11 protein-coding genes are annotated in these 13,670 nt (G+C 70.5%); 1 reads left to right on the top strand and 10 read right to left on the bottom strand.

The features are described 5' to 3' along the window. Positions 1-346: 346 nt before the first annotated feature. The 6 genes from DSM104329_RS03815 to DSM104329_RS03790 form a co-directional block, all read right to left on the bottom strand. A complete protein-coding gene (locus tag DSM104329_RS03815) occupies positions 347-1,177 on the bottom strand; it encodes an SDR family oxidoreductase (protein WP_259314067.1) in 831 nt (276 codons plus the stop codon). 62 nt (positions 1,178-1,239) lie between these two features. Continuing rightward, complete coding sequence (locus DSM104329_RS03810; RefSeq protein ID WP_259314066.1) at positions 1,240-1,566, bottom strand: DMT family transporter; 327 nt, start codon at positions 1,564-1,566, stop codon at positions 1,240-1,242. 72 nt (positions 1,567-1,638) lie between these two features. Then, positions 1,639-2,805, bottom strand: a complete 1,167-nt coding sequence (locus DSM104329_RS03805; protein ID WP_259314065.1) for a sugar ABC transporter substrate-binding protein — start codon at positions 2,803-2,805, stop codon at positions 1,639-1,641. Positions 2,806-2,877: 72 nt separating this feature from the next. Next, positions 2,878-3,924, bottom strand: coding sequence for an ABC transporter permease (locus DSM104329_RS03800; protein ID WP_259314064.1), 1,047 nt, complete (start codon positions 3,922-3,924; stop codon positions 2,878-2,880). After that, positions 3,921-5,468: a sugar ABC transporter ATP-binding protein gene (locus DSM104329_RS03795; protein WP_259314063.1), complete on the bottom strand. Its 1,548-nt coding sequence runs from the start codon at positions 5,466-5,468 to the stop codon at positions 3,921-3,923. The genes DSM104329_RS03800 and DSM104329_RS03795 overlap by 4 nt, the downstream gene beginning before the upstream one ends. Then, on the bottom strand, positions 5,468-6,277 hold the full coding sequence (locus tag DSM104329_RS03790) for an acetoacetate decarboxylase family protein (protein WP_259314062.1): 810 nt from the start codon (positions 6,275-6,277) through the stop codon (positions 5,468-5,470). The genes DSM104329_RS03795 and DSM104329_RS03790 overlap by 1 nt, the downstream gene beginning before the upstream one ends. A 540-nt stretch (positions 6,278-6,817) precedes the next feature. Here DSM104329_RS03790 and DSM104329_RS03785 point away from each other — a divergent pair. Then, positions 6,818-8,254: an NAD(P)/FAD-dependent oxidoreductase gene (locus tag DSM104329_RS03785; RefSeq protein WP_259314061.1), complete on the top strand. Its 1,437-nt coding sequence runs from the start codon at positions 6,818-6,820 to the stop codon at positions 8,252-8,254. Positions 8,255-8,307: 53 nt separating this feature from the next. Here the strand turns inward: DSM104329_RS03785 and DSM104329_RS03780 are convergent, their stop codons facing one another. The 4 genes from DSM104329_RS03780 to DSM104329_RS03765 form a co-directional block, all read right to left on the bottom strand. After that, entirely contained in the window at positions 8,308-9,750 is a 1,443-nt protein-coding gene (locus DSM104329_RS03780; RefSeq protein ID WP_259314060.1) for a gamma-aminobutyraldehyde dehydrogenase, read from the bottom strand. Next, positions 9,747-10,541, bottom strand: coding sequence for an acetoacetate decarboxylase family protein (locus DSM104329_RS03775; RefSeq protein WP_259314059.1), 795 nt, complete (start codon positions 10,539-10,541; stop codon positions 9,747-9,749). The genes DSM104329_RS03780 and DSM104329_RS03775 overlap by 4 nt, the downstream gene beginning before the upstream one ends. 186 nt (positions 10,542-10,727) lie before the next feature. Next, positions 10,728-11,600, bottom strand: a complete 873-nt coding sequence (locus DSM104329_RS03770; RefSeq protein WP_259314058.1) for a hypothetical protein — start codon at positions 11,598-11,600, stop codon at positions 10,728-10,730. A 2-nt stretch (positions 11,601-11,602) separates the two neighbouring features. After that, positions 11,603-13,660: a hydantoinase B/oxoprolinase family protein gene (locus tag DSM104329_RS03765; RefSeq protein ID WP_268738864.1), complete on the bottom strand. Its 2,058-nt coding sequence runs from the start codon at positions 13,658-13,660 to the stop codon at positions 11,603-11,605. Between the last annotated feature and the right edge of the window lie 10 nt (positions 13,661-13,670).

Genomic DNA, 13,670 nt, shown 5'->3' with positions numbered 1-13,670 from the left:
CGTGATCGTGGTCGGGTACGAGATCCCGCCTGATCTGACGATCGAGCGAGCGATCCTCGCGGAAGCCGGCCACCGAGGTCGCCGACCACACCGTGCTGCTTCTGCTCGCCGCTTGGCGTCGACTGCCGGCCTCGCTGCTCGGGTCCGCTGATCAGCCGCTGGGTCGCCGGCCACGCAGGCCCTGGGTCGCCGGCCACGCGAGATCGAACATGGGAGTTGCCCGACGCGGCCCACACGCGGCCGATGGTCGGCATGGCAGCTCGCTGCCATGCCGCTCTTACCTCGAACTATGCCGACACCGTCTGTGTCAGCTCACCGGACGCGCCGTGGGGCGGCGCGTCGTTTTTCACTTACAGGTGAACCCGCCGTCGACGGGAAGGGCGATGCCGGTGACGTAGCGGGCGGCGTCAGAGGCGAGCCACTGAACGGCATGCGTGACGTCCTCCGGCTCCAGGTTGTCCAACCCGGGGAACACGGTGGAGGCGCCGCAGAGCCGAGCCACCTCCTGGAAGTAGGCCTTGCCCGTCTCGACCGCGAAGTCGAGCAGAGGCGACGACACGACCGTCGGGCAGATCGTGTTCACGGTGACGCCATACGGCGCCAGCTCGAGCGCGAGCGTCCGGATCTGCCCGATGACGCCGTGCTTGGCCGACTGGTAGTTGACCTGATCGGGGATCCCGACCAACGCCGACGTCGACGAGATCGTGATGATCCGGCCCCCGCCGTCCCGCGTGATCATGTGACGCGCCGCATGCTTCGAGCACAGGAACGGGCCCTTGAGATCCGCGTCCACGACCGCGTCCCACTGGGCCTCCGTCATCTCCCACGACTTCGCGAACGACGCGACGCCCGCGTTGTTGATGAGGATGTCGAGCCGCCCGAAGCGGTCGATCACCTCACCGACGACGCGTTCGACGTCCGCCTCCACCGTGACGTCGCCGGGCAGGGCGATCGCCTCGGCGCCAAGCGCTTCGACGTCTGCCAGCGTTGCCCGGAACTCGTCTCGTGACGCGAGCTCATACGGGATGGCGTCACTGACGTCCGCACCGTCGAGGTCGTTGATCGCCACCTTGGCGCCGGATCGGGCGAAGCCCAGTGCGATGTCGCGTCCGAGGCCGCGAGCGGCGCCCGTGACGAGAACGACATCGCCGTCGAAGTCATAGTTCACAGATCCCATGGGCGAATGATACTCGACATATCAGGTCGGTGCCATGCCGATTGAGAAGCGGTAGCCGAGCGTTAGAGAGCCCGATCGGCGAGGTTGACGACGACCACCCCGGCGATGACGAGCGCGATGCCGAACGCCTTGACCGCACCGAACCCTTCGCCGAACCAGAGCACGCCGACCGCGGCGATGGCGGCGGTTCCGGCCCCCGACCAGATCGCGTAGGTGAGCGAGAGGTCGAGGTGGCGCATGACCAGCGCCAGGAGATAGAAGGACAGTGCGTAGGTGACGGCCGTGACCGCGATCGGAACCGGACGGGTGAACCCCTCCGATGCCCGCAGCGCGCTGGTCCCGATCACCTCGGAGCAGATCGCCAACGTCAGCATGAGCCATGGCGCCATGCGCGTCATCGTCTCTCTGTGAGCCGGCGCGGGGGGCCGCCCTCTGGTCGGCCCCCCACTCGACCACGTCGCCTAGCCCACGCCCCACAGCTTGTGGTACGCGGCCTTGTAGTCGATCGGCGGCTTGTACGCCTCGCCGGCCGGCGGCAGGTTGTGGTCGGCGTCGCAGACCTGCAGGCCGATGCCGGAGTCCGCGCTCACCGGGTCCTGGCCGGCAAACGCGCGGGCCAGCCCGTCGAAGGCGGCATAGCCCTCCCAGCCCGTGGGCAGGCCGACGCAGGCGTCCATCCCGCCGTTGTCGTGGATGAGCTGGATTCCGGCGGTCGATCCCTCGCCGCCCATCACGGACATCTTCGGCAGCCGTCCCGACGCCTTCAGGGCGCTTGCCCCGCCGCTGGTCAGCACCGCGTCGTACGGAGCGATGAACCCGGTCGCGTTCGGAGACTGGATCAGCGCCTGCTGGATCTTCTGCTGCAGCTTCGGACCGAGCTCGGCGCCCGTGAACGTGAACTTCTTCACGGTGCAGTCAGCGCACTTCTTGAGCTCCTCCAGCGAGCCCTGCGCCTCGAGCTGCAGCGTCACCGCATCGTTCTGGTTCGCGAGGATGACCTCGCCCTGGCCGCCCATCTTCGCGACCGTCCAGTCGGCCTGCACGACGCCCCATTCCTTGATCCAGTCCTGGAAGGACTGCCCGCCCGCATAGAGGACGCTTCCGGCGAACAGCCCGGGACTGCAGTCCTGAGCCTCGATCCCGATCACCGGAATGCCCTTGCTCTTCGCGCGGGCCACGCCGCTCTTGATGGTGTCGCAGTCGATGTACAGGTCGACGATCCCGTCGGCCCCCGCAACGATCGCCTGCTCCACTCCCTGCAGCTGACTGTTCGGGTCGAACTTCCCGTCGACCACGGTCACCTTCCAGCCGAGCTTCTTGCCGGCCTCCTTCATCGCGGCGGCCGCGTTCTGGCTCGTCTCGATGTTCTGCCCGACGGACACCACCCACACGTTCTTGCCGCCGGGCGGCTTCACGGGATCGCCGGCCGGCTCGGTGTACGTGCCCTTGTAGTACTTGTCCAGCGCAGTCTGGAACTCCGACGCTCCGGACGCGTCCGATCCCGCCGTCGTCGTCGTGGCCGTCGACGCCGGTGCCGTGGCACTGGTGCCCGACGAGCCGCCGGACGAGTCGCCGCTGCTGCCGCAGGCCGCCAGCCCCAGGCCCACCGACGAGCCGAGCGCGATCACCGCGGCGATTCGCGCGATCCTTGATCCACCAGCACGCATTGTCCGATCCTCCTCCTTGTGGCGCGCCGGGCCTCAGCCCGACTCACCGGTTCGCTTGCGACCGAGGTTGGCCGCGAGTCCGATGCCGACGATCAGCGCGGCGCCGTTGACGTAGCTGTTGACGTACGGGGCGGCACCCGCGAGGTTCAGGCCGCTGTTGAGCGCGGCCAGGAAGAAGATGGCCACCAGCGTGCCGCCCACGTTGTACCGGCCGGGCTTGATGGCGGCGGCGCTCAGGAACGCCGCCGCGAGCGCGGGCAGCGTGAACCCGGCCCCGACGTTGGGATCCGCGCCGCCGGCCCGTGCGACCTGCATGATGCCGGCGAGTCCTGACAGCAGACCTGCGGCGATGAACGTGCCGGCGATCAACAGCCGCGTCTGCAGTCCGACGAGCCTCGCGCCCTTCGGGTTCGATCCCAGCGCGTACAGATAGCGGCCCGCCGGCGTATGGATGAGCAGGTAGTAGACGACCAGGGCCACGATGGCGAGCAGGTAGGCCGTTCGCGGGATGCCCAGCCAGTTGCCCGAGCCGAAGTTCGTGATGCTGGCCGGCAGGTTGCTGACGACGGCAAGGCCGTTGGTCTTCTGGTTGACGACGCCTTCGAGGATGGTGGCGGTCCCGAGCGTGGCGATCACCGCGTTGACCCGCAACCGGGTGACGATCAAGGCGTTGAACCCGCCCACGAGCAGCCCCAGCCCTAGGCCCAGGAGGATCCCGACCCAGACGGGGGTGCCCGTCGAGAGCGCGCTGGCCACGAACACCGACGACAGGCCGGCGATCGCCCCCACCGACAGATCCCACTGGTTGCACACGAGCGGTATCAGCGCGGCCAGGGCGATGACGGCGATCACCGCCTGGTTGCTGATCGTGGCCTGCAGGTTGGCGGCCGTGGGGAACGTGTCGGCCGTCTTGGAGTAGAACGAGAAGAACAGCACCACGATGACGAGCAGGCCGACCATCGCGTACGCCTCGAGGTAGCCGAGCACACGGCTCGAGGACCCACGGGGGCGCGGGCTCCGGGTCCGCTCGGCACCTCCGGAGGAGGAGGACACGGCCTCCTGCTCGGCAGCAACGTTCATCGTGTGACCTCCGGGGTCAGCAGCAGGTGGTTCAGACGTTCTTCGGTCAGCTCGGCGCCGCCGACCTCGGCGGCGATCCGGCCATCCCGCAGGACGAGGACGCGGTCGCAGACCCGGGGCAGCTCCTCCATGTCCGAGGAGACGACGATCGCCGCCGCTCCAGCTTCGACCGCACCGCGCACCAGCTGCCAGATCTCCGCGCGGCTGCCCACGTCGACGCCCTGCGTCGGCTCGTCGAGCAGGAGCAGACGGGGATCGCGACGCATCCACCTCGCGAGCACGACCTTCTGCTGGTTGCCGCCCGACATCGAGGAGAACGGCGCCTCGACCGAAGCGGCCTTGACGTGGTAAGCCTCCGCCAGGGCCCGGGCGTCGCGCCGCTCCGCGCGATGGCGCAGTCGCCCACGCCGGAAATAGCGCCCCGTCGTCGCGATCCCCAGGTTCTCGGCCACGGACATGTCCGCGAACGCGGCCTCCGACAGACGGTCCTCGGGCGTGTACGCCACGCCCGCGGCCATCGCCTGCCGCGGCTGCGTGAAGCGCACGCTGCGCCCGTCCAGCTCGATCGCCCCGGCTTCGACCGGGCCCGCACCGAACAGCATCCGCAGCACCGACGACCGCCCCGAGCCGAGGAGGCCGGCGAGCCCCACGATCTCGCCGGCGGACGCGGCGAAGCTCACCTCCTGGATCGGGCCGCCCGCCAGGCCCTGCGCGCGCATGACCACCTGTCCGCGGCCGCCCACGGGGTGGATCTCCGTCAGCGCCTGCTCGACGCGGCGCCCCATGATCAGCTCGACGAGCGACCCGTGGTCCATCTGCGCCCGCTCCACGGTGGTCACCACCTGGCCGTCGCGCAGCACGGTCGCGCGGTCGGCCGCGCGAAGGACCTCCTCGAGGCGATGCGTCACGAACAGGATCGCCTGGCCCGCGGCCGCATAGCGCTTGATCGCCGACAGCAGCAGCTCCACCTCGCCGGCCGGCAGCGACGCCGTCGGCTCGTCGAGCACCAGCACGCCCTCGTGCTCGCCGTCCTGGTCCTGCAGCGCGCGCGCGATGGCGACCATCGCCTGGCTGGCCGGACTCAGCCGGCCGAGCTCCGTGCGCGGGTCGGCGTCGATCCCGTACCGGTCCAGGATCTCGCGGGCGCGCCGGCGCAGCGCGCGCCAGCGGATCCGCGAGAGCCCGTCCGTGTCGAACCCGTGGCCGATCGCGAGGTTCTCGGCGACCGTCATCTCCGGAAACGTCGACTGCTGCTGGTGCACGAAGCGCAGGCCCGCCGCATGGGCCCGCGCCGGGGTCATGGCCCGCGCGTCGAGGCGCGCGCCCTGAAGCTCGAGCTCGCCCGCGTCGGCGTGGTAGACACCGGCGAGGATCTTGATCATGGTCGACTTGCCCGACCCGTTGCCGCCTAGCAGAGCGTGGACGGACCCTCGCGCCAGGTCGAACGACACGCCGCCGAGCGCGACCGTGGCCCCGAACGTCTTCTCGACGCCGAGGATGCGCAGCACCGGCTGCGCGCCCACGGCCTCGGTTCCGGCGTCCATCAGCTTCGGCCCTGCTCAGCGGCGATCTCGACCGAGCCGATCACGCTTCCGGCGTCGTCGTCCGGCGCGAAGTCGAACTCCATGCGGTCCATCCGCGCGCCGAGGACCTCGACCCGGCCCAGCATCGACGCCACCGGATCCTGCGGGCCGTCCTGGACCTGCAGCGTGCCGGTTCCCGCGCGGCTCTCATGGAACTCGCCGTAGGACATCCCGACCCGGACGACCTCGGCCCGCGCGGACGTCCGGTCCTCGGCCATCACCTGCCGCACCTGCAGGTACGGCGCCTCGTCGGCAACGCCGAACTGCTGCGGCCAGTCCGCGCCGGCCTCGGCATCCGCGTCGCCGAACCGGAAGTCCATCTCGACGATCAGGCTCTCCTCCGGCGCGCCCACGGTCAGCCTGTCGACCGGACGGCACTCGAGGTGGATGCCGTCGTCGGACTCCTCCCAGACGATCGCGCCGGTCTTCTTCGGGAACGACCAGAGCTCGCGCCCGATGGACATGCCCCACACGCAGTCGATGTACTCGAGCGCGCAATGCCGTCCGACCGTTCCTTCGTACTCGACCGGGACGGTCATGTCGATGATGTGCATGTCCTTGTAGCCGTCCACGTCGCCCGCGTACATCCAGTTCACGTACAGGAGGTCGTCGAGCGGCTCGAGCGGTTCCGCGACGAGCTGCCGGGCGACGCCCTCCGGCAGACGCAGCAGCGCACCGACGCAGGTGACCTCTCGGAACGCCGAGGGAGGGCTCGGGAACAACGGAGCCCCGATCGGCAGCGGGAAGCACTGACGTGCGCGTGTGGTCATGTCGACTCCTGTGGACGTTGCTCGCGAATGAAGCCGGCAGCCGCCGCGCGGGACGCTCCGGGAGGCGGTGAAGCCCCGTGCCGGTGAGACCGGCCCCTCTCCTCGCGGCGATTGTCGCCAACGCTCACGGCGCGGACGTTGCCGGATGAGCGCATGCCGGCATGCGGCGTTGTCGGATTCTGTACGGCCTCACGACGGGGCGGGTCCGCGCCTCCGACGGCGATGACCTCGTGATCCGTGCGCAATCGTGACCTCCCCTCACCCGGCGCCGCGGACGGCGCGTCCTCGAAACGATCTGACACGAGTGTGCGTGAGCCCGCGGCAATCAGACAATCGACTGAAGTCGTGGCGCCGCTCGTTCCCGACGCCGCACGCGCGCACGGTCATGGGAGGTCCCGGACGTCGACGGCTGGGGCGACCATCGTGGGGATGACTTCATACCGACGTACAGGTCCATCGCAGAGCTGGATCGATCGTTGCATTGGCGACCGTCGGCCCGTCGTGTGTACTCGTGCGAGATCCAACGGCCAAACGAGCGAGATGACCCAGATCGACACACGCGGGCTCCGGGACGGAGCAACGACGGACTGCTACTGGCTCAGGGATGCGCTCGGCGGCGTCCCCGCGGCCGAGTGCCCGCCCCTCGAAGGTCACGTCGATGCGGACGTCTGCATCGTCGGAGGCGGCTTCACGGGCCTGTGGACCGCGATCCAGATCCACGACCAGGCGCCCTCGACGAGCGTCGTCCTGCTCGAGGCCGACATCTGCGGCGGAGCAGCCAGCGGGCGCAACGGCGGCTTCGCGATGTCCTGGTGGTCGAAGTTCGACAAGCTCGTGGAGGTCTGCGGCACGGAGGAGGCGATACGGCTCGCAGATCTGGCGAGGAGCTCGATCTCCGCGATCCAGGCGTTCTGTGCCGCAGAGGGCATCGACGCGCAGTTCCGTGCTGGAGGCTGGGTGTGGGCGGCGTCCAACTCGGCGCAGATGGGCGCGTGGGAGAAGACGGTCCAGACGGTCGGGGCCGCCGTCGCGGATTCGCCGTTCGAGCTGCTCGACGCGCAGGAGGCGCGGCGCCGGACCGGCTCCGACGCCGTGCTGGGCGGAGCGTTCGAGGACGGCCCCGCCTCGTTGCACCCGGCCCGCCTCGCGCGCGGGCTGCGGGCGGCTGCGCTCGCTCGCGGCATCCGGATCCACGAGCACACGAGGATGACCTCGTTCACGCGCACGAGCCCGGCGACGGTTCGCACCGGGAACGGCTCCGTGCGGGCCGACAAGCTCGTGCTCGCGACCCACTGCGGCCTCGCTCAGGTGCGCGAGCTGCGGCGGGCGGTGTTCGTCGTCTCCAGCGACGTGCTCGCGACCGTCCCGATCGCGGGCGAGCTCGCGGCGCTGGGAGTGGACGACGGCGTCAGCATCTCGGACTCGCGCCTGCTGCCGATCTACTACCGCAGCACCGTCGACGGACGCCTCGTGTTCGGCAAGACGAGCGGGATCCTGGCCTTCGGCGGGCACCTCACGGCACGTCAGACCGGGCCCGTCTCCCAGCGGCGCCGCCGAGAGCTGACCTCGAGCCTCCACCGCCTCTACCCAGGGCTGGCGGGCGCCGCGATCGACAGCGTGTGGACGGGCGGCGTCGACCGCTCCGCGAACGGCCTGCCGTACTTCGGTCGGCTCAGCGCTGCGCGCAATGTCCTGTTCGGCGGCGGCTACTCGGGAAACGGCGTCGCGCCCAGCTACCTCGGCGGCCGCGTCCTCGCCGCCCTCGCGCTGGAGCTGCCGGACGAGTGGGCGGCCGTGTCGGACTCGCTGCGACCGAACCCGGTGCTGCCGCCGGAGCCGATCCGCTTCGTCGGCGGGCGGCTCGTGCACACCGGCATCGTCCGCAAGGAGCGCCTGGAGGACGCCGGCCGGCGACCCGATCCGCTCTCGAGGTTCGCGGCGACGCTGGTGCCGGCGACGTTCGTCCCCGTCAACTGAGATCGACGGGCGGGGGCCCGCCGCGGAAATGAGCCCTCGGAGCGTCAGAGAGTTCAGTCCAGGCTGGCCATGACGTGTTTGACGATGGTGTAGTCCTCGAGGGAGTACATGGAGAGGTCCTTGCCGTAGCCGCTGTGCTTGAAGCCGCCGTGGGGCATCTCGCTGGCCAGGGCGCCGTGGTTGTTGATCCAGACCGCGCCGAAGCGCAGGGCCTTCGACACGCGCAGGGCGCGGGCGATGTCGCGTGTCCACACCGAGGAGGCCAGGCCGTAGGGCGTGCCGTTGGCCCACGTGATCGCCTCCTGTTCGTCGCTGAAGCGCTGCACGGTGATGACCGGCCCGAAGATCTCGCGCTGGATCATCTCGTCGTCCTGCTCGAGGTTGGCGACCACGGTCGGCTCGAGAAAGAAGCCGGGCCGGTCGGGCCGGCGACCGCCGGTGACGACCTCGGCCCGGTCGGGCCGGCGCTCCAGAAACCCGGCCACCCGCTCGCGCTGGCGCGCCGACGACAGCGGCCCCAGCGTCGTGTCCGGGGCCATCGTGTCGCCCATGACATAGCCCTGCGCCTGCGCCGCAAGCCCGCTGACGACCGCGTCATAGACCCCGCCGACGGCGAGCACCCGCGTCGACGCGGTGCAGTCCTGGCCGGCGTTGTAGTAGCCGAACCCGGCGATCGCCTCCAGCGTCGCCCCCAGATCGACGTCATCGAAGACGATGACCGGCGCCTTGCCGCCAAGCTCGAGATGCACCCGCTTGAGCGTCCGCGCCGCGTGCTCGGCGATCCACTTGCCCGTCTCCACCGACCCGGTCAACGACACCATGTCGACCCCCGGGTGCTCGACCAGCGCCCGGCCGGTCTCATCGCCGCCCGCCACCACGTTCAACACCCCCGCCGGCAGGATCCCGGCCGCCAGCTCGGCCAGCTTGAGCGCGGTCACCGGCGTCGACGGCGCCGGCTTGAGCACGACCGGACAGCCCGCCGCCAACGCCGGCCCGATCTTCCAGACCGCCATCATCAACGGGTAGTTCCACGGCGCGATCTGCCCCACCACCCCCGCCGGCTCACGCCGGATCATCGACGTGAACCCCGGCAGGTACTCGCCCGCCGCCCGGCCCTCCATCACCCGCGCCGCCCCCGCAAAGAACCGCAACGGATCCACCATCGCCGGGAGCTCATCATCCCGGACCGCCTGCAACGGCTTGCCCGCATTACGCGCCTCAAGCTCAGCGATCTCCTCACCATGCGCCTCGAGCGCATCGGCCAACCGCAACAACATCAACGACCGCTCCTGCGGCGTCGACGACCCAAACCCCGCAAACGCCCGCCGCGCCGCCGCCACCGCCCGATCGACGTCCTCCGCCGTCGAGTCCGGCGCCCGCGCGATCTCCCGCCCCGTCGCCGGGTCGATCACCGACGACGTCGCCCCCTCCACCGAATCGACAAACTCACCATCAATGAAGTTCTGCAGGATCGGCACGACGGTCACGGTGCTCACTGGATGTCGACGGAGCCGATCACGGTTCCGGCGTCACCGTCCGGCGCGAAGTCGAAGTCCAACCGATCCAGGCGCGCGCCGAGGACCTCGACCGCCCCCAGCGCGGACGCCAGCGGATCCTCCGGGCCGTCGTGGACCCGCAGCGTGGCGGCGGTCCCCGCACGGCTCTCGTGGAACTGGCCGAAGGTGATCCCGACGCGGATCACCTCCGCACGCGCGGACTTCCCGTCCTGGGCCGGCACCTGGCGGACCTGCAGGTACGGCGCGTCGTCGGGAATGCCGAACTGCTGCGGCCAGTCCGCGCCCGCCTCCGCCTCGGGATCTCCGAAGCGGAAGTCCATCTCGAGGAGGGAACTGCCGGCCGGCGCGTCCGCCGACAGCTTGTCGGTGGGGCGGCACTCGAGGTGGATGCCCTCGTCGGACTCCCGCCAGACGATCGCCCCGGTCTTCTTCGGATACGACCAGATCTCACGCCCGATCGACATGCCCCAGACGCTGTCGATGTACTCGAGGGTCGAATGCCGTCCGAGCGTCCCGTCGAACTCGACCGGCAGGTTCATGTCGACGAGCCGCATGTCCTTGTAGCCGTTGACGTCGGCGGCATGCATCCAGGTCACCGACAACAGATCGTCAAGCGGCTCCAGCGGCTCGGGCACCAACCGCCGGGCCGTGCCCTCCGGCAGCCGCAGCAACGCCGCGACACACGCGGTGCCGGCGAACGTCCACGGCCCACCCTGATACAGCGGAGCCCAGGTCGGCAACGCGAAGAACTGACGTGCGCGTGTGGTCATGTCGACTCCTATCGACGTGCTGCGGATGGATGTATGCGCCGGGTGTCGGGGCGACCCCGGAGGGGTGCAGCGTGCGCCGGATCAGGCTCCGGCTCTCCTCTCGGGCGATTGTCCCGAACCGCCCCGGCGCGGAGGTTGCCGGATGAGCGCAAGCGCGGATGAAGCGTTGTCGGATTCCGCACCGGATCAGGTCGCCGTCATGCGGGCGACCGCGGAGCGCAGATCCCGGACGGCGATCCGGCCCGCGAGGTCCTCGTCGTGGATGAGCAGTGCGGTCCCCGGCAGGTGCTCCGGCATCCCGGCGGCCTGCGGATCTGCAGGCACGATCAACCCGAACGGGCGCGCGGCCGCCACCGTCGCCTCCACCAGCGCCGGCGACGCGACGCGATCGAAGCACGACACGTACGGGCCCGGCCCGGCGAGCACGGCCGACCATGCTCGACCGGCCTCGCCACGCACGTGGAGCACCCCTGCGGCGCGGAAGAAGCGCAGCGATCCCCATACCGGCGCGGCCGCCCGCACATAGCGTTCAGGCTCCACGTCCACGGCCGGATCCTCCCGGACCACCACGATGCTCGCGCCCGCCTGCGTCACCGCCTGCACCACGGCGAGCACCTGCCGCGCGCCGTCCTCGATCTCGAGCGCCCCGCCGGCCGCGGCCACGAGCGTCGCGGGACCGGTCACCGTGACGCCCAGGGCGGTGCCGGGGACCACCGCCGGCAGGCGGCGAAGGACGTCGAGCACCGTCGCGGCGGCGGGATGGGCCGGATCGAAGCGCGGCGGTGCCGGGCCCGGGCCCAGCGCCGGCGGGCCCGCGGCGCTCGAGTCGACGGCCAGGCCGGCGGCCCGGGCGTCCCAGCCGCTGCCGGAGTCGGCGATCAGGACGTCGACCGGAATGGCGCCGGCCAGCTCGGCCAGCAGCCGCGCGCGCTTGCCCGCATCGGCGAGGAAGGCCTGCCGGTCGAGCCCCTCGACCTCGGCCGCCAGCGTCGCGAACAGCGGCGCGACGAGCGGCCGGTCGGGCGCACGCCCGTCGAGGATCTCGGTCAGCGACGTCACCGCTACATCCGCATGACCGGCTGGGCGGCGATCCCGTCGGGCCAGGAGCCGAACCAGGTCAGCAGCTCCGCCGGTGGCGAGAGCTGCTCCCACTCCGCCAGGAACGTCGCCCAGTCGCTGTCGCGTGCCCGGCGTGCCTCGCGCTCGTCCTGGCGCAGCCGCTCGGTCTCGGCCGGCAGCGCCTCCTGCTGGCGCTCGTCGAAGGCGACCTTGTAGATCTCGCGCATCGTCCACGCCGAGATGAGCCCGTCGGTGAAGTCGCGGGCGACCTGGTGCGGGTCGGCCTCCAGCGGGTCGCCGTATCCGGCGCCGCCCGCCGAGAAACCGAAGGCCATCACGTCGCCCTCGTCGTACGGCCGGATCGAGCGTCCCATGAACTCCACCTCCCACTGGCCGTCGATCGTGCGCCCCTCGATCACGGAGCGGAAGTCGAGGTCGATGGGGTCGCCCGCCGCCAGCTTCTCCAGCAGGCGCGGGGAGCGGATGCCGATCCCGGGCACCGTGCAGGGACCGTAGCCGCCGAACAGCGGCTGCGGCGTCTGCAGCTTGCTGTTGTCGGCGATCGCCATCAGCAGGACCTGCGGCGACTGATGGGCCATCCACAGCTGCACCGCGCCGACGCCGCCGCGGTGCTTGCCGGGGCCCGCGCTGTCCATCCAGTGCTGCGACAGCGGGATCAGCAGCGGGAACTCGTTCTCCATGAGCTCGACGTCGGGGGCGCGGCCGAACGGACACCACGGGAACCCGAACGCGTTCATCCCGGCGCGGTCCGGGCGCCCGCCCATCCCCTCCGTGTTGATCGAGTAGGCCACCATGTCGGCGAACGGCAGGCCCCACTGCGACTGGCCGGCGATGACCATGGCGTTGCCGGCGTTGCTGGCCGACGCGGCGACGCGGTCGTGCTCCTGGCTGGCGAACATCATCTTCGCGAACACGTTGGCGCACGCGCTCATGACGCCGGTGCACACCATCACCGAGCAGCTCGTCGCGGCGCGGTCGTCGGGGTTGAGCACCGTGCCCTTGGGGATGACGAACTCGAACGGGGCGAACGTCGCGCTCGAGATCGGCAGGTCGTAGAACACGTACGAGTAGACGTAGTTGGCGACGTGGCCGACGACGGCCTGGACGTGCGCCTGATACGGCGACAGGTTCTCCGGCGACGTGCCGGTGAAGTCCAGGGTGACCTCGTCGCCCTCCTTGATCAGCGTCAGGCTCGCGTTGCGCACCAGGCCGTGCTCGGTGCCCAGTGCGTCGGCGAACGTCACGCAGCGATAGCGGCCGTCCAGCCACGACGAGATGCGCTTGCGCGCGCCATCCTCGGCGACCTCGAGCATGCGCCGCAGGACGCCGACGACGAAGTCCTGACCATCCTTGTCCGCCACCTCCAGCAGTCGCGTCCGCACGCGGTCGGCCGCCGTGCAGCGGGCCTTGAGGTCCGTCACGATCATCTGCGGCGCGCGGATGCCGAACGCGTTGAAGACCTCGACCATGTCCTCGCGCAGCACGTGATTCTCGCCGATCTTCACCGGGGGCAGGTTGAGCCCCTCGTGAAAGCGGCTGGTCGCCGAGACGGGCATCCCGCCGGGCTCGACCGCACCGGTCTCCGTGGTGTGGTTGGCGGCGCCGGCCCAGGCGATGAGCCGTCCCTCGTGGAAGACCGGCACGATCACGACCTGGTCGGGGTTGTGGATCCCGCCGTAGAGCGCATCGTTGGCGAACCAGATGTCGCCGTCGCGCACGCCCGGGTTCGCCGAGTAGTGCTCGAGGATGTACTTGATGATGATCGGCTGGATGATCGCGTGGAGGTATGTCCCCGCGGCCGCGTTCACCAGGTCGCCGGTGGCCGAGAAGATGGCGACCATGACGTCGCCGGCGACGCCCATGCTGCTGCGCGACGAGCGCTGGAAGACCTCGAGGGCCTCGTCGAGGATGTCGTTCGTGCGCTGGAAGCCGACCTCGTAGTCGCCCGGCGCCAGGGTGGCGACGGCACGCAGCTCGTCCTCGCCCGGCTGGGCGAGCCGGATCATGGCCAGCTTCTCGTCCGCGGTGGGGATTGGCATGTCTGCTCCT

The sequence above is a fragment of the Capillimicrobium parvum genome, from assembly GCF_021172045.1.
GTDB classification, from domain to species: domain Bacteria; phylum Actinomycetota; class Thermoleophilia; order Solirubrobacterales; family Solirubrobacteraceae; genus Capillimicrobium; species Capillimicrobium parvum.
This window is presented reverse-complemented; position numbering and strand designations above follow the sequence as displayed.

What these genes read in the sequence shown, in the direction of transcription:
- DSM104329_RS03815 (WP_259314067.1), bottom strand. Translation starts at nt 1,177, where the DNA reads ATGGGATCTGTGAACTATGACTTCGACGGCGATGTCGTTCTCGTCACG.
- DSM104329_RS03810 (WP_259314066.1), bottom strand. Translation starts at nt 1,566, where the DNA reads ATGGCGCCATGGCTCATGCTGACGTTGGCGATCTGCTCCGAGGTGATC.
- DSM104329_RS03800 (WP_259314064.1), bottom strand. Translation starts at nt 3,924, where the DNA reads ATGAACGTTGCTGCCGAGCAGGAGGCCGTGTCCTCCTCCTCCGGAGGT.
- DSM104329_RS03795 (WP_259314063.1), bottom strand. Translation starts at nt 5,468, where the DNA reads ATGGACGCCGGAACCGAGGCCGTGGGCGCGCAGCCGGTGCTGCGCATC.
- DSM104329_RS03790 (WP_259314062.1), bottom strand. Translation starts at nt 6,277, where the DNA reads ATGACCACACGCGCACGTCAGTGCTTCCCGCTGCCGATCGGGGCTCCG.
- DSM104329_RS03785 (WP_259314061.1), top strand. Translation starts at nt 6,818, where the DNA reads ATGACCCAGATCGACACACGCGGGCTCCGGGACGGAGCAACGACGGAC.
- DSM104329_RS03775 (WP_259314059.1), bottom strand. Translation starts at nt 10,541, where the DNA reads ATGACCACACGCGCACGTCAGTTCTTCGCGTTGCCGACCTGGGCTCCG.
- DSM104329_RS03765 (WP_268738864.1), bottom strand. Translation starts at nt 13,660, where the DNA reads ATGCCAATCCCCACCGCGGACGAGAAGCTGGCCATGATCCGGCTCGCC.